The sequence below is a fragment of the Aggregatimonas sangjinii genome (assembly GCF_005943945.1).
Classification (GTDB): Bacteria; Bacteroidota; Bacteroidia; order Flavobacteriales; family Flavobacteriaceae; genus Pelagihabitans; species Pelagihabitans sangjinii.
In genome coordinates this window covers 1626890-1646701 of the sequence record NZ_CP040710.1, presented here as the reverse complement: position 1 = coordinate 1646701, position 19812 = coordinate 1626890, and the positions used below count along the sequence as shown (strand labels likewise).

The 19812-nt window shown below is 42.6% G+C and carries 13 protein-coding genes; 6 read left to right on the top strand and 7 right to left on the bottom strand.

Going from position 1 to position 19812, the window contains the following annotated elements; all coding sequences use genetic code 11:
• Positions 1 to 54 precede the first annotated feature (54 nt).
• The 5 genes from mscL to FGM00_RS19775 form a co-directional block, all read right to left on the bottom strand.
• Positions 55 to 486 carry a large-conductance mechanosensitive channel protein MscL gene (mscL, locus tag FGM00_RS06630; RefSeq protein ID WP_138852140.1) on the bottom strand — a complete coding sequence of 144 codons (432 nt, stop codon included), beginning with the start codon at positions 484 to 486 and terminating at the stop codon, positions 55 to 57.
• Positions 487 to 491: 5 nt separating this feature from the next.
• Positions 492 to 3266, bottom strand: coding sequence for a DNA gyrase/topoisomerase IV subunit A (locus FGM00_RS06625; RefSeq protein WP_138852139.1), 2775 nt, complete (start codon positions 3264 to 3266; stop codon positions 492 to 494).
• A gap of 51 nt (positions 3267 to 3317) precedes the next feature.
• Positions 3318 to 5180 (bottom strand): DNA topoisomerase IV subunit B, encoded by a 1863-nt coding sequence (locus tag FGM00_RS06620; RefSeq protein WP_138852138.1) that lies wholly within the window; start codon positions 5178 to 5180, stop codon positions 3318 to 3320.
• A gap of 235 nt (positions 5181 to 5415) precedes the next feature.
• Positions 5416 to 6510 (bottom strand): redox-regulated ATPase YchF, encoded by a 1095-nt coding sequence (gene ychF, locus FGM00_RS06615; RefSeq protein WP_138852137.1) that lies wholly within the window; start codon positions 6508 to 6510, stop codon positions 5416 to 5418.
• Positions 6511 to 6678: 168 nt separating this feature from the next.
• Complete coding sequence (locus FGM00_RS19775) at positions 6679 to 6825, bottom strand: hypothetical protein (RefSeq protein WP_175416195.1); 147 nt, start codon at positions 6823 to 6825, stop codon at positions 6679 to 6681.
• A gap of 215 nt (positions 6826 to 7040) precedes the next feature.
• Between FGM00_RS19775 and FGM00_RS06610 the strand changes: the two genes are divergently transcribed.
• From FGM00_RS06610 to FGM00_RS06600, 3 genes are all read left to right on the top strand, one after another.
• Positions 7041 to 7607, top strand: coding sequence for an RNA polymerase sigma factor (locus FGM00_RS06610; protein WP_138852136.1), 567 nt, complete (start codon positions 7041 to 7043; stop codon positions 7605 to 7607).
• 87 nt (positions 7608 to 7694) lie between these two features.
• Positions 7695 to 8699, top strand: coding sequence for a FecR family protein (locus tag FGM00_RS06605; RefSeq protein WP_138852135.1), 1005 nt, complete (start codon positions 7695 to 7697; stop codon positions 8697 to 8699).
• 364 nt (positions 8700 to 9063) lie between these two features.
• Positions 9064 to 11919: a TonB-dependent receptor gene (locus FGM00_RS06600; RefSeq protein ID WP_138854648.1), complete on the top strand. Its 2856-nt coding sequence runs from the start codon at positions 9064 to 9066 to the stop codon at positions 11917 to 11919.
• 224 nt (positions 11920 to 12143) lie between these two features.
• Here FGM00_RS06600 and FGM00_RS06595 read toward each other — a convergent pair whose 3' ends face one another.
• Positions 12144 to 15620, bottom strand: a complete 3477-nt coding sequence (locus FGM00_RS06595) for an immunoglobulin-like domain-containing protein (protein WP_138852134.1) — start codon at positions 15618 to 15620, stop codon at positions 12144 to 12146.
• Between the two features lie 275 nt (positions 15621 to 15895).
• Entirely contained in the window at positions 15896 to 16249 is a 354-nt protein-coding gene (locus FGM00_RS06590) for a 4Fe-4S dicluster domain-containing protein (RefSeq protein WP_138852133.1), read from the bottom strand.
• A 210-nt stretch (positions 16250 to 16459) separates the two neighbouring features.
• On the opposite strand from FGM00_RS06590, the gene FGM00_RS06585 reads away from it, so the two are divergent.
• The 3 genes from FGM00_RS06585 to FGM00_RS06575 all read left to right on the top strand — a co-directional run bounded on the left by FGM00_RS06585 (position 16460) and on the right by FGM00_RS06575 (position 19669).
• On the top strand, positions 16460 to 17506 hold the full coding sequence (locus tag FGM00_RS06585; RefSeq protein ID WP_138852132.1) for an acyl-CoA reductase: 1047 nt from the start codon (positions 16460 to 16462) through the stop codon (positions 17504 to 17506).
• Between the two features lie 108 nt (positions 17507 to 17614).
• Positions 17615 to 18679 (top strand): 3-phosphoserine/phosphohydroxythreonine transaminase, encoded by a 1065-nt coding sequence (gene serC / locus FGM00_RS06580; RefSeq protein ID WP_138852131.1) that lies wholly within the window; start codon positions 17615 to 17617, stop codon positions 18677 to 18679.
• A 39-nt stretch (positions 18680 to 18718) separates the two neighbouring features.
• A complete protein-coding gene (locus FGM00_RS06575; RefSeq protein WP_138852130.1) occupies positions 18719 to 19669 on the top strand; it encodes a D-2-hydroxyacid dehydrogenase in 951 nt (316 codons plus the stop codon).
• The last annotated feature ends 143 nt before the right edge of the window (positions 19670 to 19812 follow it).

The window sequence follows — 19812 nt, the reverse complement described above, 5'->3', positions numbered from 1 at the left end:
TTTAAACGATTGGCTGTAAAGCATTATATTTTAGCGACAATGCTAAACAGTTTATCAATCGCCCAGTTTTTTTAGGAGTTCATTTTGCTCTTTCATTAATTTTTCCAAATTGGAAAGCAGTTCTATGTTCTTCGGCGTCTGCACTTCTTTATCCTCCGGATTATCAGCTTTGTCCTTGATGGTATTGATTCCTTTTAAAAGTATAAATATCGTAAGTGCTACAATGGCAAAATCGATAAAAACCTCGAAAAGCTCTCCGTATCCGATGGCAACTTCATCATTACCTACGGACTCCTCCCGCAACACCCATTTTTTATCTGCCAGATTAACACCTGAAGTAAGCAAGGATAAGGGAGGCATAATCACCTTCTTGACCAGCGAGTTAACCACTGCATTGAATGCGGCGCCTATAATGATGCCGACGGCCATATCGATCATATTCCCTTTAACCGCAAAATTTTTGAATTCCTGAAAGAACTTTTTCATAGTGCCTAAAATAAAGGTATTTGGCCGTCCTCACCCGGAGCCACATCTTCGCCATCTTCGTCATTTTTTGTTGGGGGCGACTTCTTCTTTTCAGAGGAATCTGGCCTATCCGAATCGGAAATATTCTCCTCATCGACAACTTCCATCTCTTCAGGTGCCGCTTCTTCCGGCACTTCGTATGGTAATGGTGAAAGGCCCGAAATTTCCAAAACCTTGTCCTTGGTCATTTGGTTGCCCATCGCAGTTATCCCCTTTACCGCTATGAAATCCTCTAAATCAAGTACCCAATTCTCCTGTCTATCCTGCCCCCGTTTTTTAGCAAATACCACCTCTACCCTGGGTTTGTAGTCCGTGAAAATTCGTTCCAAGTACGACTTAGGGTGGTCGGTAAGTATGTTCTCTTCTTTATCGGGATTGTCGATCAAAAATCTTTTTATATAGAAAAGCTCTTTTTCACCTTCCCAATAAATCGCCGTCAAAGGCTTGTTCGGCACCCATTTTTCCAATACGATCATTTCTTCCTCGAAACGCATGGTCACTTCGGGAATTACCGTTTTCACAACGCCGCCTTGATTGACGATCAGCAACCGGTCATCACTGGTAAATTCCCCTAGAAATTCGCCACGCTCATCGATATTCAAACGCTGAACGGCATCGTCGAACCAGAGTTTTCGTGGTTTTAAGGTGGATAATCCTTTCTCTTTCAGTTCGATGCGCTTAACGCTGTATTTGGTGACGATATTTCCCTTAGAGGCTCTTCCCTTGATAAGGACGTCGGCAAAATCTAAATCCCATTTCAATTTCTTAATGCTTCCTACGTGGCGGAGGTTCACGGTCACCACTTCGGCCTCCCCATTCGGATTGGCGGAGAAATAAAGCACGTCCGTGCCTGGCTTTCCGGTACCTAAGTTATAGGCCTTGTCCCTAGTGATACTGGTCACGGCAAAACGCTTGACGTAAGTAGCGCCCCCTTTACCATCTTTGTAAATTAAATTATAGATGGTACGCTTGTCTTTCTTCTTGAAGACTGCGACATGAAGGATGTTCTTTCCAACAAAGGTTTTACTGTCTACCTTGGTCACCATCATGGTTCCTTCCTTGGTAAAGACAATGATGTCATCGATATCACTGCAATCGGTTACATATTCATCCCGTCGCAAAGAGGTGCCAACAAAACCTTCTTCTCGGTTTACATACAGCTTGGTGTTTCGGATAATTACCTTGGAGGCTTCGATGTCGTCGAACAATCGCATCTCAGAAAGCCGCTCGCGACCCTTACCGTATTTTTCCTTAAGGCTTTTAAAATAGTCAATGGCAAATTCGATAAGATTTGCCAGATGGTGTTTGACCTCGGCAATCTTTGCTTCAAGATTGTCTAAATTCTGCTGGGCCTTGTCCAGGTCGAACTTCGAGATACGCTTGATTCTGATTTCCGTCAAACGGACGATATCCTCTTCGGTGACTGCTCGTTTCAAGTGTTTTACGTGCGGTTTTAACCCCTTATCAATGGCTTTGATGACCCCTTCCCAGGTTTCTTCTTCCTCGATATCCCGATAGATACGGTTTTCGATAAAGATGCGCTCCAAAGAGGCAAAATGCCATTGTTCCTCCAATTCGGAAAGTTGGATTTCGAGCTCCCTTTTCAAGAGGTCGACCGTAGCATCCGTAGACCGTTTCAACATTTCGGAAACCCCGATGAACAGCGGCTTGTTGTCCTCTATAATGCAAGCCAACGGCGATATCGACGATTCGCAGGCCGTAAAGGCGTACAGGGCATCGATGGTCTTATCCGGCGATATCCCAGGAGGCAGATGAATCAGAATCTCGACATCGGCGGCCGTATTGTCCTCTATCTTTTTTACCTTGATTTTGCCTTTATCGTTCGCTTTCAATATCGAATCGATTAAAGAAGAAGTATTGGTCCCGTACGGGATTTCGCTAATAACAAGCGTGTTTTTGGTTTGTTGGGCGATTTTCGCGCGGACCCTTATTTTACCCCCACGCAAACCATCATTGTAATTACTCACATCGATAATACCGCCTGTTGGAAAGTCAGGAAATAGTTTGAAACGTTGCCCCTTCAAATGTTTGATGGACGCATCGATTAACTCGATAAAGTTATGCGGGAGTACTTTGGTCGAAAGTCCCACCGCGATGCCCTCCGCACCTTGGGCCAATAATAACGGAAATTTCACGGGCAGATTGACCGGTTCCTTTTTACGGCCATCGTATGATAGTTGCCATTCGGTAATCTTCGGACTAAAAACCACTTCGAGCGCGAATTTAGAGAGCCTTGCTTCTATATAACGTGATGCGGCCGCTCGATCGCCTGTAAGGATGTTGCCCCAGTTTCCTTGGGTATCGATCAAGAGATCTTTTTGACCGATCTGCACCATAGCATCCGCAATACTGGCGTCGCCATGAGGGTGGTATTGCATAGTGTGGCCCACTACGTTCGCTACTTTGTTGTAACGACCATCATCTAAATCCTTTAAGGAATGCATGATACGACGCTGTACGGGCTTGAAACCATCTTCGATGGCCGGAACCGCACGCTCGAGTATAACATAGGAGGCATAATCCAAAAACCAATCCTTGTACATGCCCGTAACCCTGGTCAGGGCATCATCTTGGGGCTCGTCGGCATCTGAACGTTCGACTTCTGAGTCGGATTTCCCGTCGCCATCTTCAGGAATATCCTGATTTTTCTCTTCTCCTTCTTTGCCGTCCGGCAAGCCCTCCTGATCGGGGGGTAAATTTAAATCGTCATTTTCTTCCATTCGGAAAAAATCATATTAGCTTGGCCTACCAAGCGGAAAGGGCAGGCTGGTTTATATTTGGTTTTCTTCTACTAAGTCTACTTCTACCTTAAGATTTTCAATAATGAATTTTTGACGGTCGGGGGTGTTTTTACCCATGTAAAAACTTAACAATTGCTCGATGGACATCGCTTTATCCAACATCACGGGCTCCAAGCGGATATCGTCGCCAATGAAATGTTGAAATTCGTCCGGTGATATTTCGCCTAACCCTTTAAATCGGGTAATTTCAGGTTTACCGGATAACTTCGCAATGGCATTTGCACGTTCTTCCTCACTGTAGCAGTAAATCGTTTCCTTTTTATTGCGAACACGGAACAAAGGGGTCTGCAGGATATACAAATGCCCTTCTTTTATGAGTTCCGGGAAGAACTGGAGGAAGAAAGTAATCAATAGCAATCGGATGTGCATGCCATCCACATCCGCATCCGTGGCGATGACGACATTATTATACCGTAAATCCTCCATCGACTCCTCTATGTTGAGCGCCGCCTGTAATAGATTGAACTCTTCGTTCTCGTAAACGATTTTTTTAGACATGCCATAAGAGTTGAGGGGCTTCCCCCTTAAACTGAACACGGCTTGTGTGTTTACATCGCGGGATTTGGTGATGGATCCCGAGGCGGAATCACCCTCGGTAATGAATAAGGTACTATCTAGCCGATTATCTTTTTTCATATCGCCCAAATGCACCCTGCAGTCTCGAAGCTTCTTATTGTGAAGATTCGATTTCTTCGCACGGTCCCTTGCCAATTTGCGAATGCCGGAAAGTTCTTTGCGCTCCTTCTCGGCCATCATAATTTTTCGTTGCAGCTTATCGGCTGTCTCCGGGTTCTTGTGCAGGTAATTGTCTAGATATTTGCCGATAAAATCGTTGATGTAGGTGCGAACGGTCGGAAACTTGCCCCCCATATCGGTAGAACCCAATTTGGTCTTTGTTTGGCTTTCGAAAACCGGCTCCATAACTTTTATCGCAATCGCCGAGATCACGGATTTCCGTATATCGGACGCATCGTAATTTTTCCCGTAAAAATCACGAACGGTCTTCACCAAGGCCTCCCTGAAAGCCGCTTGGTGCGTCCCCCCTTGAGTTGTATGCTGCCCGTTCACGAAGGAGTGGTATTCCTCGCTATACTGGGTCTTGCTATGCGTAATCGCAACTTCGATATCATCGCCTCTTAAATGGATAACAGGGTACAACATATCCTCTACATTGTTGTTATCCTCAAGCAAATCCTTGAGCCCGTTTTCCGAATGAAATTTCTCTCCATTAAAAACGATCGTCAACCCTGGGTTCAGATACACGTAATTTTTGAGCATGCGTTCTACATACTCATTACGGAATTTATACTTTTTGAAAATGGCCTCATCGGGTACGAACGTAATCTTTGTACCACGGCGCCTTGTTGTTTCATTGAGCAGCTCTTCATCCTCTAGATTGCCCAAGGAGAACTCGGCGGATTTGGACTTGCCGTCTCGGGTGGATTCTACCCTGAAAAAACTTGAAAGTGCATTTACGGCCTTGGTACCTACCCCGTTCAAACCAACGGACTTTTTAAAGGCGCGGCTATCGTATTTTCCGCCGGTATTCATTTTAGATACCACATCAACTACCTTACCGAGCGGAATGCCACGTCCATAGTCACGCACGATGACCCGCTCCCCTTGAATCGATATCTCGATGGTCTTTCCCGCCCCCATGACGAACTCATCGATACAGTTGTCGATGGTTTCCTTTAGGAGAATATAGATTCCATCATCTGCGGAAGATCCGTCACCCAATTTACCAATATACATACCAGGGCGCAAACGAATATGCTCCTTCCAATCGAGCGAGCGGATGTTATCTTCTGTGTATTGGCTTTTTTCGGACATGGCGGAATTTTATCGAAAGTAATGTTTAGAATTTAAGATTAAAATTCTATACAGGCTTTAAAGATACCACGACCCTTAAAAAAATGAAACCCCTAGGGCTTAAAGTAATTAACAAAGAAAATGGCGCTTTTGTTGATAGCAAAAGCCCTTTAATAAGAAAGTAAACAATTTTCGAATCGAAAAATCGGAAGAAAATTTTGGAACGAGGCTCTAGGGTACTAAAGCATGGATCATTTTAAACATTGAATCGAAAGTGCATCACATCACCATCTTTTACGATATAATCCTTTCCTTCAACGCGCATTTTACCGGCCTCTTTCACCTTCGCCTCGCTACCGTAGCTCACGTAATCATCATAGGCGATGACCTCGGCCCGAATAAATCCCTTCTCAAAATCGGTATGGATTACACCCGCAGCTTGTGGTGCGGTAGCACCGACGGGAATCGTCCACGCGCGGACTTCTTTGACACCGGCGGTAAAATAGGTCTCTAGATTCAGAAGTTTGTAGGCCCCACGGATCAAAACAGCGGAACCAGGTTCCGTCAACCCCAAGTCCTCCAAAAACATCTGTCGTTCTTCATAGGTCTCCAACTCGGTAATATCGGCCTCGGTACCTACCGCTAAAACAACGACCTCTGCATTTTCGTTCGCAACAGCCGCCTTTACTTCATCAACATAAGCATTACCCGTTAACGCAGCATCTTCATCGACGTTGCATACGTACATGACCGGTTTGTCGGTTATAAATTGTAAGGGGTTCACGAATTCCTTTCTATCCTCCTTGGCGATTTCGATGGCCCTTACCGAAGTACCGGCTTCCAGTCCGTTCTTGATGGCCATGAGTACAGCTTCTTCTTTTTGAGCCTCTTTGTTTCCGGTCTTGGCGGCGCGTTTTACCTTGTCAAGCTTTTTATCGACCGTTTCTAGGTCTTTCAACTGCAATTCCATATCAATGGTCTCCTTATCCCTTATCGGATTGACGGAACCGTCAACATGCACAATATTATCATTATCGAAGCAGCGTAACACATGCAAAATGGCATCCGTTTCGCGAATATTCCCTAAGAACTGATTCCCTAGCCCTTCACCTTTACTCGCCCCTTTGACCAAACCGGCAATATCGACGATTTCGACGGTAGCAGGCAGTACGCGTTCCGGGCTTACGAGGCTCTCCAACTTCTGCAATCTGGAATCCGGTACGTTAACTACACCGATATTTGGCTCAATGGTACAAAAGGGAAAGTTGGCACTCTGCGCCTTCGCGTTGGAAAGGCAATTGAAAAGGGTTGATTTACCAACATTGGGCAATCCGACGATACCTGCTTTCATTTTAATGGACTTTTGATGTCTGACAACAACTGCGAGACTTTTAAATCGGCTGCAAAGATAGTAGGAAGAAATGAAGTTCTTATCGGATTGTCTTTTAAAAAAAATATTGGCGTAAGATTAAGTCCTCAAATTGAAGTAGGGAATCTGAAATACAGTACCAGCGTATGTTCAATCGATATTGAACCACTCCTTGTCATCAAAGAAAATAAAATAGACGATATAAAGAAATAGGACAAGAAAAACCAATAGAAAGATTACCGATAAAAAACAGCCTAGTTTTTTCCAAAATCCGTCATACTCCTGTTTCGATTGCATAAGATAAGATAGTTATAGTATTCATCAACAAATCAAAAGAATCACATTTGTGTTAATGAATTCTTTTTTGACACATTCGAAATTTCGCAATAAAAACACGAGAGTCACCACTTTTTAGCACTAACATTAACCCGAAAATACATCGATATTACAAAATTTTAACACTTAATTATGAAATATGACTATCTTTGAGCAACGCTCCATTGCGAAAACCTATGAATGTAAACGCAGATAAGAACTTATGGCAGTTCTTTGTTGGCGGTGATTTGAACGCTTTTTCAGCCCTGTTCAAGAATTACTATCAGCAACTTCACAATTACGGTCTCCGGATTTCCAACGATCCTGCAATGACCGAAGATTGCATTCAGGACTTTTTCGTTTATCTCTACGAACATCGGCAATCATTGGGAAACATCAAATGCGTTAAATCCTATCTTTTTGTATCCTTTCGAAGAGCCTTGATCAAGACCCTGAAAAAAAGTCGTGTTTTTGAAACCATTCAAGAGAACACAACAATCTTTACCTTTTCAGAGGAAGACATTCGGGCCGAAAAAGAGTTGACGAAAGAAAGAGCCGGTATCTTAAAAACAGTATTGAACGAACTTTCTCCAAGAGAACGCGAAGTAATCTATCTAAAGTACTACAGTGATTTGAAAACATCGGAAATTACCGAAGTCATGCAAATCTCCTATCAAAGCGTGCTGAACACGCTCCAAAAAGCCTTTTCAAAACTTCGTGACCGCCTAGAAAACGCCACAATCATGGAGGTTTTGAATAAATAGTAATTTTTCTTCAAAAATATAGGGTATAAAATTAAAGTTGATGTCTCTTATAGGTGAAGGTCTTTAATAGACCGTGTCAACTTTAGCATGAAATACCGCAATCCCACACTGTTAAAAAGCCTTTTAAACGATTCTTCGTTCAAAAACTGGGTGAACAAAAGCAATAAAAACGATATTTTATTTTGGAATAGATGGATTTCGGAAAATCCCCAGGAAATAGAAACCGTTGAAACTGCGAAGGCGATAATCATCGGGGTACCCTTTAAAAAAAGTGATATCGATGACGGCAAAGTAACCACCGCACTTGAAAACGTATTGCAAAAGATAGACGGTTCGAAAACCGTAAAAATTCATCCAAAAGCTCGAAATAACGGTAAAAAGCACCTGTTTTTGGCGGCTGCAGCCATATCCTTGGTTCTTTTTGGCCTGTTTTCTATTCCTGACTCAAATACCGAGGTCGTTCATAAAACAGGTTTTGGGGAAATAATAGAATTGAAACTTTCAGATGGCACGACGGTAACCTTAAACGGAAATTCCGAAATCAAGTACGATAAAAAGAATTCTAGGGATATTACCTTAAAAGGCGAAGCCTACTTTAAAGTAAAGCCTATACCCTCGACCAATGCCAAATTCTGGGTCAATACCAACGACCTCCGCGTAGAAGTTTATGGCACCCAATTTCACGTAAATACAAGAGAGAAAAAAACCAACGTATTGTTGGATGAGGGATCAATACACCTCTTACTAAAGAACGGTGCCGTAAGAAAGATGGCTCCAGGAGAAATCGTATCGTTTTCCAAAGAGAATAACGATGTCGTTCATGAAAAAGTGAACAACGACCTGAAATACTCCCTTTGGCGCGAAGGCACCTATATTTTCAACAATACTAATTTAAAGGAGGTTATGAAGTACGTGAACTACACCTACGGACTTTCCTCTGAATTTGTGGATAAAGATTTGGAACTAAAAACAATAACCGGGGGTATCCCCAACCAAAACCTTAAGATTTGTTTGTCAGCAATAGAAAAATCGACTGGAACGCGAATTGTCGTGAAAGACAAAAAACTATTTATCATTAAAAACGAAAACTAATTTAACTCTGAACACTATGAAACGAAATCAATTGATCAAAGCGTTCTTTGCGATTGCACTCCTCTTGGGAGTCGCGAACGTAAGGGCGAATGGTCCTATCGAAGACAAAGTAAGCCTATCGGAATTTTTATCCGAAATAAGCGAAAAACACGAAGTATTCTTCACCTATGACTCCAATTTGGTTTCAAATACCATTTTAGACCCTGCGGAATACAACTATTCGAAATTGAATAGCATTATCACCAAACTTGAGCGAAAGACAAAGTTCGACTTTGAGTATTTGGGCAATAAATACTATGTTGTTTACTCCAAAAAATCAAAAAAACTTAAGGTCGATAGACTTCCTTCGTTCAATACTTTAGGAATGTCCAAGGTGAAACCGATTAGCGAATTGCAGAATACGGTTAGCGGTACGGTTACCGATGCTTCCGGAGTGGCCCTGGCAGGTGTGAACATTGTCGAAAAAGGCACCTCGAACGGAACCACCACCGATTTTGATGGCAATTATTCCATTACAGTAGGCGACGATGCCACCTTGGTATTCAGCTACATTGGTTTTGGAACGACCGAGGAAAAAGTGGCAGGACGCTCTACTATTAGTGTAAGTCTTTCCGAAGGTGTACAGTTAGATGAGTTTATCGTAGTAGGTTCGCGTACCGCTCCTCGTAGCAGTACCGATACGCCATTACCTGTAGATGTTGTGGGGGTAAAAGAATTGACCTCAACGGGACAAGTAACTTTTGACAAAGCCTTACAGTATAGAATTCCGTCGTTTAATACGGTAAATACTCCCGTAAATGATGCGACTTCATTATTAGATCCATACGAAATCCGTAACATGGGTCCGAGTAGAACCTTGATTCTGATCAACGGAAAAAGGAAAAACCTAAGTGCGTTGTTGTACACGCAGACCTCTCCCGGTCGCGGTGAGACGGGCGCGGACATCTCGGCCATCCCAACGGATGCCATCAAAAGAGTTGAAATACTACGTGATGGGGCATCCGCACAATATGGTTCCGATGCCATTGCAGGTGTAATGAACATTGTCCTTAAAGATTCGCCAAATGACGGCTTCGCTACCATACGCACGGGTATCACTTCGGAAGGAGATGGTGAAATGTTCGGTGTTGCCGTAAACAATGGAAGTTCAATAGGCGATGATAAAGGCTTTATCAATTATACAATTGATTTATCCAAAGTGAATCTGGCCAACAGGCCTGGCACCGTAAATGCCGCAGGTGAAGCGGCCGATTTTGAGGCTGATATTGCCGATGTAGAGGAGTTTTTAAGCAGAAACCCCGACGCGAACAATATTAATGGTTCTCCGGAAACCGCTGCTGCCAAATTTAATGTGAATTTTGGTTACGATTTAAGTGAGAACACGGAGCTTTATGCAAACGCTGCTTATGTGTACAAATCGGTAAACAGTTTTGCCAACTACAGAACCCCGTATTGGAGAACGGCAGATTCTTTCGAGGAAGGTGGATTTCCATATTTAGCTGACTTTTTCCCTGGGAACAATCCCAACACTCCTAATGGTTACGATGGATATGTACCAACTTTCGAGGGGCTGTTGAGTGATTATAACGGTACAGTTGGTTTTAAATCCACAATAAATGATTGGAATATCGATGCAAGTTTTACCACTGGTGGAAACTTACAAACCTATAAGGTGAATCAAACGCACAATCGAAATTTAGTTTATTCACCCTCTACTTGGGTTGATTTAGATGGCGACGGTCAGGTCGACACCACGGAATACGACGCCAACGGTGATACTGTCGTTGATCCGGGAGAAGGTATAGAAATTACTCAGGGCGCGGAATTATACCGGGCGAATAGCCAACAATCATTTGATCCAGGAGGAACAAAATTTACCCATAATGTGGGCAACTTGGATATTTCGAGAATACTATCCGACAAGGTCAGTATCGGTCTTGGAGCTGAGTTTAGAACCGAGACCTTTGAAGTCATCGAAGGGGAATTGGCTTCCTATGATGGTGGTGGTGCGGATTCCTTTGCTGGTGCCTCACCCCAAAACTCCGGTAAATTCAACCGATATAACATCGGTGGGTACTTAAGTTTGGATTATGATGTAACCGATGCCTTTCTATTAAGCGGAACGGTACGTACCGAAAACTATTCCGATTTTGGAAACGCCTTTGTCTACAAGTTCAGCTCACGTTACAAAGTGAGCGATGCGTTCACCTTAAGAGGTTCTGTTTCTTCTGGTTTCAGGGCACCTACCCTACACCAAATTTTCACCCAAAAAGCGCAGTATAGCTTTATACCTGGACAAGGTATTCAAGTAGGTGGGTTGATCAATAATGTTTCTACGCAAGCCAAACTTTTGGGTATTCCGCAATTGGACGCCGAAACCTCAAATAACTTTACCGTTGGCTTTGGTGGAAAAATCTCAAAGTTCAGTTATACCTTGGATTACTATAACATTGCCGTAAAAGATCGTGTAGTACTAAGTACTGAGATTACCGGAACTGCGTTTGACGATGATGGCAATAATATCGGAACCACCCCACTCGATGATATTTTAAGGGATAACAATCTTTCTGATGTAAGTTTCTTTGCTAACGCAATCGATACCAAAACATCGGGTATTGATGTTGTGTTGAGCTATAGGGACATAAGCTTGGGTGCAGGTAATTTGGATTTTAACCTCTCTGGAAACTACACCATTCAGAATGAAAGGGATGGAGCGGTCAACAATCCCGATTTGGTAGAGCAGGCGGGTCAATCTGTTGTAAATCAGACACAGGAAGCGTTATTCTTTACTTCAAGACCTGTTACCAAATGGATTTTAGGTGCCAACTACGACATCAACAAATTTGGTTTCTCATTAAACAATACGTATTTCGGGAAGACAACCTTCTTCCAGCAGGGTCTAAGCACCGATGACAATGGTATTTTTAACCTGCGTACCGAATTTATTCCAAAAATCGTTACCGATTTAGGTGTTAATTATAATGCAACCGACAAGTTTACCATTGCGTTGAACATCAACAATTTGTTGAACGTTTTACCGGAATGGGAGTTTAAGTCCGAAAATGCAGCAGGCGACGCAATCTTAGCGGATGCCGCTCAGACACAAAACCAATCGAACTTGATTACGTTCAACCAACGGTATTCGCAAATGACCTACGATGGCTATCACTTTAGCCAATTGGGTACGATGTTCAACTTGTCGTTGAATTATAAGTTTTAAGGAATAGTTTAGGTTTATTTTTTTATTAGTCAATGAAAAAGCTGTCTATCTTTAGACAGCTTTTTTTATAGACTAGATAATAAATTAATTTGCTTAGGACGGACGAAAATCCAATTCGCGAATAACCTATATAGATTATTTCGCTGTTGAAACACAATTAACCCTGGAAAATTCCACTATGCATTTCATCGAAAATAAGTTCTTGATGAATGGATTATAAAATGTCAATTTGGAGTACCATTGTATTTATTATGGACTAAAATACCATTGGCAAAGAAATTATGATTTGTGCTTACGCGATATAGATTATAGGTCTTTTGTTCTTTAGACTTCAAAATCGATTTTACAAGTCTTGTTTCAGTAAGACCAATATCATCGTAGAAAATTACAACATCATCTTCCTCTAATTGCTTTACCTCTAAACCATATTTGGATTTCGTCTCCTGAGGTGCCATTGAACTCCATCCTTTATTATTAACATAATAGGGATGATCCAAAGTGTTTGTGTTCATGACACCATTCTCGAAATATAATTCTACAAAATTTAAGTGGATGGGTGTCACTAATTCTTCAACCGTTCCTTCTTCGAGCCTATGAGTAACCGTATTGTAGGTAAGCACACGATCACCGACATCAACATCTTCAATATTCTTCTTAGAGCCATCTGACATGCTGATTTTTGTTCCTTCAACGAAACAAGAAACAATGACGAACTCAACCGTCACCTCTCTTGTTACCGTGACAGCAGAGTTTCCTGCGTTATCCACAACGTCATAGGTTACTGTGTAGTTCCCTGCCACATCTGTATTCACATTATTTACAGTAACTATGTTGGCGGTAATATCACCATCTACATTATCGAACGCAGTGGCTCCTTCATCATTATAAGTATCACCTCTATCTACTATAATTACTGGAGGTCCTATTAAAGAAATTTCGGGTCTAGTCGTATCCAAAGCAACCAAAATCTCTACTGAATATTCTATTTGGGAACCATCCTCTGCTTCTACCGTATAATTTACCTCATTCGTAAAATTTCTAGCTATTCCAGAGGCAGGAGTCAGTAAATTTCCCGAATATACAATTGTCGGTACTAATGAGGTAACATCTGTGCCTGCCGGAAGCGTTAAGGTAATCGTTGTTCCCGATATAGTACCCGACACCCCATCTATAATGAAGTCATCTATGCTTTTTACGGAACTTGCAGATAATGTCACATTTACTGTATAGATAACCTGCGTATTATCCTCGGCAGTAACAATATAGTCAACCGGGCCGCTAAAATTTCTTGCCACTCCTGTTTCCGGACTTATGCTCGCTCCAGAATAGTCAATAGCAGGAGAAAGACTAGTTAATTCTGTTCCTGAAGGAAGGGTCAATGATATTACCGTCCCATTTATGAAAGCATCAAAACCATTAATTGCAAAGTTATCTATTGTCTTTTCAGAACTTGGAGCTAAAGACACGTTGACGGCATACTGAATAACAGACGCATCTTCCGCCGTAACCGTATACAGCACTTGACTGGTAAAATTCTGTGCAGCCCCGGAATTCGGACTCACCGAAATTCCCGTAAAGCCGATTATAGGTGATAGCGTCGTTAGGTCCGTACCAGAGGGCAATGTCAGATTGATATTCGTCCCAGAGAACATGCCTGCAACCCCATTAATGGTAAAACTATCGATGCTCTTCTCGGAACTTGCCGATACGTTTACGCTAACAGTGTACTGCAATTGAGAACCGTCCGCAGCGGTAACGGTATATTGCACCGGACCACTGAAGTCCTGAGTCGCTCCTGAATTCGGACTCACCGAAATTCCCGTAAAGCCGATTATGGGTAATAGCGTCGTTAGGTCCGTACCTGAGGGCAATGTCAGATTGATATTCGTCCCGGAGAACATGCCTGCAACCCCATTAATGGTAAAACTATCGATGCTCTTCTCGGAACTTGCCAATACGTTTACACTTACAGTGTACTGCAATTGAGAACCGTCCGCAGCGGTAACGGTATATTGCACCGGACCACTGAAGTCCTGAGTCGCTCCTGAATTCGGACTCACCGAAATTCCCGTAAAGCCGATTATGGGTAATAGCGTCGTTAGGTCCGTACCAGAGGGCAATGTCAGATTAATATTCGTCCCGGAGAACATGCCTGCAACCCCATTAATGGCAAAACTATCGATGCTCTTCTCGGAACTTGCCGATACGTTTACACTTACAGTGTACTGCAATTGAGAACCGTCCGTAGCGGTAACAGTATATTGCACCGGACCACTAAAGTCCTGAGCCGCTCCTGAATTCGGGTTTATCGAAGCCCCCGTATAACCGATTATAGGGGAAAGTACTGTAAGGTCGGTACCGGAAGGAAGTGTAAGTTCGATATTGGTTCCAGAAATCGCACCAATAACTCCATTAATGATAAAGCTGTCAATGCTTTTCAAATCGCTTTCGACTACTACAGAATTTATTGTCCATACTTGTTGATTTCCATTCGCAGCGGTAATGGTATATTGAACGGTTGAATTAAAATTTCTTTCTTGCTCCGCCATAGGGAACGTCGAAGCTCCCGGGGATACGTTAAAAATTGAAGGTACTACATTCAATGCAGCCCCATTGGCTACATTTACCGTTATTGTATGGGATACATAATCGATATTGGCGCTAATTTGGTCCGGCAAGGCAAAAGCTGTAATATCTGTTCCGTCTTCCGGGCTAATACCCGCTATGGTTATTTGTATACTTCCGCTGACATCTGGATTAGAAACGGAGGTAGCGGTTATTATGACCGTACCAGCGGTAAGACCTGTGAGCAATCCATTTTCATCGACCGAAGCGATAGTTGGATTATCTGAAATCCAGTTTACACTGGAATCGGATGCATTTTCCGGTAATACGGTTGCAATCAACTGTCTAATTGCTCCATTTGCATCTGGATTCTCTTGCGATACTACTATATTGGAAACACTTATATCTTGTACCACTTCAAACTCAACTTCCGTCTGGACTTCCTGTCCGTTCACATCCCTTAAAAAGAAAGTAATCACTGCGGACCCGATTTCATTAGGTACAAAAGTGAACCTATAAGATCCTATCGAAATGGCATCGTAGCCATCCGTTAATGTAAAACCCCCAACCTCTTCGGGACCAAAAGTTCCATCAAAACCATTCAACGTATAGTACGCCGTATAGGTAACATTATTATTTATATCGGAGCCGCTTAGAGAAAGTGCAATTGACGCCTCCTTGTTTAACTGGATTTGGGAGTATGCACTACTCGCAACCCATTGCACGGGTACATCATTCACATTGTAAACAAGATCTGATTTCTTTTCGAAACCATAATTATCGATTACGGTAAACTCGATTATATGTTTGCCCACTCTAGTTCCCACAAAAGTCAAAGATGCGGTAAGGGAAGAAAATGGCATCGTCTCTTCAGGAGCAATACGAATTCCACTATTTTCGAAATACCCTTGTCCTTGTAAAATCTTATAAATAAAACTATAGCTGGCTTCCTCCACTTCTGCTTCCGGCAAAATAGTGAAAGTTGTCTGAAGACCTTGGTTTATGAAACCTTCGTCTTGATATTGATTCACCAAGTCAAATTCCACTTCGGTAACAAAACCAATTTCTTTGGTACAAGCAATAATTACTATTAACGATACGAGAAGATAAAATATAAAATTGCCAATTTTTTTCATTCCACTACTTTAGATACTACAGGGTGACGGAACTGCTTGAAACATATTTTCAATTTAGCCACAACACCTTGGTCACTAACGGAATAAACAAACTAAAATTATACAATACCGAAGCGGCATTAAGAAAAATTTATGGTTGGTGTCAAATACAGATAATATCACCCTGAACGAAAGAATATCAAGGTTCTTAAATTTAATGGTATGTCCTATGGGTAATATTGAAATCCAGGATTTCGTACGATATTCCATAGAATCGGAAGAGCACTCTAAATGACCTAACCCTCCGGATGCATAAACGCCTGTTTTCCCAAGAGCGTCTCTTCGCTCTCTACCCGATCCTCATCAGGCACACAACAGTCTACAGGGCATACGGCGGCACATTGTGGCTCTTCATGAAAACCCATACACTCCGTACATTTATCGGGGGAAATATAATAGATCTCGTCACTGATCGGTTCTTGAACCTCATCGGCGTTAACAGCTTTGCCATCAGGCAATACTACCTCTCCCTTCAAGGATGTGCCATCGCTATAGCGCCATTCATCGGCTCCTTCGTATATCGCAGTATTGGGACATTCGGGCTCGCAAGCGCCGCAATTGATACATTCGTCTGTTATAATAATCGCCATAATTTTCCTTGTACTTAACCTGTTTCGGGGTCTGTTCTGGCATGGAACAGCTTCCTTCGCATGTTCGATTTAACTAAATTACTTTTGCTAGGGGACAGCTAGTTGTTCTCATTAGTTCGAATTGCATCCATATTCCTAACGTATCAAAAATCAATTCAGTATCCCTATTTTTGCGCAAAGGTAAAGCGGAATACAATTTTGGACAAATATATGAGCGACCATAACAAAACATTTAACGCATTCCTAAAACTTGGCGGTTTTTTAAGGGCATTCTGCAATGACGATTCCACGGAAACGGAATGGAATGACAAAGCAAATGCCGCGATAGCTCTTGCAAAACACAAAAATGGTTGGTTCGATCCGGAAAATGTTTTGTTCGCATTCAAAAGTTGGGGCGCGGTACTGACCGAGGAAAAGCTTTCCGCATGGCTTACCGAATACCCGAAAAACAGTACTGAAAAATCGGCCAAGACCGTTGCTTTGATTATGGCCGGGAATATACCACTGGTGGGGTTTCATGATTTTTTGTCAATTATGTTGACTGGCCACACGGCACTCATTAAGCTTTCTTCAAATGACAATGTACTGTTCAGATTTATAATGGATTATCTAATTTCATTTGAACCATCATTACAAGAACGGATTTCGATAACCGAAACAAAGATGGAAGGCTTTGATGCGGTTATCGCTACCGGTAGCAATAACACCGCTCGCTATTTTGAATACTATTTTGGTAAGGGTCCGCATATCATCCGCAAAAACAGGAATTCGATAGCGGTGCTTAGGGGAAATGAAAGCGAAGGCCAACTACGAGCCTTGGGAGAAGACATCTTTAGATATTATGGCCTGGGCTGCAGAAGCGTAGCCAAGATTTTCGTACCGGAAGATTACGATTTTGATGTTCTTTTTAAGGCACTGTACAAATTCCATCCCATAATCGAACAGCTTAAATATTCCAACAATTACGACTACAACAAGGCCGTTTATCTGATGTCCGAATTCAAGATTTTAGACAACGGATTTCTGATTCTGAAAGAAGACGAGAGCTATTCCTCCCCGATTGCCTCCCTTTTTTACGAGCGGTATTCAGACCCACAAACCCTTAAAACCAGGCTCGAAAACGATGCGGACCTATTGCAATGTATTGTTTCAAACGGATTCCTCCCCGATGAAATCGAATTCGGAACGACACAGACCCCTTCGCTATCCGATTACGCAGATGGTGTCGACACTGTTGATTTCCTGTTGAAAATATAACGGAATTATATAATTTGAGTGACCATCTTTCGCAGGATTTTTATGACCTTTGACACCTTATTGAAATTTCCGGATCTGGCATATCGCCGGTTCACTAACGCCACACAAATGAAAAAGCATAATTTTAGTGCAGGACCTTGCATTTTACCCCAAGAAGTACTTCAGAAAGCATCCGAAGCTATTTTAGATTTCAATGGACTAGGCTTGTCCCTGGTCGAGATTTCGCATCGTAGTAAAGATTTCGTTGCTGTTATGGAAAAAGCGCAAGCACTGGCCCTAGAACTTCTCGGTCTTGAAGATCAGGGCTATAAAGCCTTATTTCTTCATGGCGGTGCCAGCTTGGAGTTTTTAATGGTTGCTTATAACCTACTCGAAAAGAAGGCGGGCTATCTAAATACCGGTACTTGGAGTGATAAAGCCATCAAAGAGGCTAAATTGTTCGGGGAAATCGTAGAAGTAGGCTCCTCAAAAGACGAAAACTTCAATTACATTCCCAAGGGCTATATCGTTCCCGACGGATTGGATTACCTACACTTGACTTCCAACAATACGATTTTCGGAACACAGATCAAAAAATTCCCAAAAGCGAACACCTCGCTTGTGTGCGATATGAGCTCCGATATCTTTTCGCGACAACTCGATTTTTCACAATTTGATTTGATTTACGCCGGCGCCCAGAAAAACATGGGTCCTGCAGGAACAACCCTGGTGGTGGTCAAAGAGGCGATTCTTGGGAAGGTTTCCAGACAGATTCCTTCTATGCTCGATTATAAAGTACACATTTCAAAAGATAGCATGTTCAATACCCCCGCTGTTTTTTCGGTCTATGTATCCATGCTGACGATGGAATGGCTGAAAAATCTAGGAGGTATTCCAGAAATCGAAAAAATCAACGAGAAGAAGGCACAATTGCTCTATTCGGAAATCGATTTAAATCCGGTTTTCGATGGCTATGCGCAAAAAGAAGATCGTTCGAACATGAACGCCACCTTTAACCTTACCGATGAGGATCTAAAGGAAACCTTTGACGAATTGCTCAAAGAAGCAGGAATAAACGGGTTAAACGGTCACCGCTCCGTCGGAGGATACCGAGCATCTATGTACAATGCACTTTCTTTGGATAGTGTTGGTGTTTTGGTGGATGTCATGAGCGAAATGGAACGAAAAGGGTAGCCAGGACGCTACGAATACGAATTAATATTCCCTAATGCAATGACAATTTTAGCAAACGACGGTATAGCGGCAAGTGGCATTTCCGCTTTGAAAAAAGCCGGTTTTGAGGTGAACACGACGCATGTTGCCCAAGAGCAGCTTGTCAAGTTTATCAACGACAACGAAATCGTCGGACTGTTGGTGCGCAGTGCGACCAAAGTACGCAAAGAATTGATCGACCAATGCCCTACACTACGATTGATCGGACGCGGTGGTGTAGGTATGGACAATATTGACGTAGATTATGCAAAACAAAAAGGCCTTCATGTCATCAACACTCCTGCGGCGTCCTCTGAATCTGTTGCCGAATTGGTCTTTGCCCACCTTTTTGGAGGTGTGCGGTACCTTTATGATGCCAATCGGAACATGCCCCTGGAAGGTGATAGTAATTTTAAACAACTGAAGAAATCGTATGCCGCCGGTTCCGAACTTCGAGGTAAGACTATAGGTGTTATAGGCTTTGGAAGAATCGGTCGTGCCACTGCGAAAATCGCCCTGGGCGTTGGGATGAAAGTCATTTATTTTGATCCGTTTTTAGAAAAGGCTTCGATAGACCTGCAATTCTTTGATGGTCGGAAAACTACCTTTGATTTCGAATCTTTGGATAAGGACCTTCTTTTACAGGAGGCCGATTTCATCACCCTTCACGTTCCTGCGCAAAAAGAATACGTCATCGGCAAGCCCGAATTAAAAGTGATGAAACCGGGAGTAGGTATTGTTAACGCCGCTCGTGGCGGTGTTATTGACGAAGTGGCCTTGGTCGATGCCTTGGAAAGCGGTAAAGTCGCGTTCGCCGGGTTAGATGTATTCGAGTCCGAACCAAAACCTGAAATCAAAATTCTAATGCATCCGAAAATTTCGTTGACGCCACACATTGGCGCTGCTACCTTGGAAGCACAAGATCGAATAGGGACCGAACTGGCTACGCAAATCATTGCCCTGCTCGGGTAGACAATCGTCCCAAAATCCTCTGACACGGCCGCACATAGTGCTATTTTATGGTAGAAGGCTCCATACGGTAAAGAAAAGTCGACCTTGGGTATCGAGTTGATTCTTTTTCGTACATTACGTATCTAATCATTTAACACTATAAT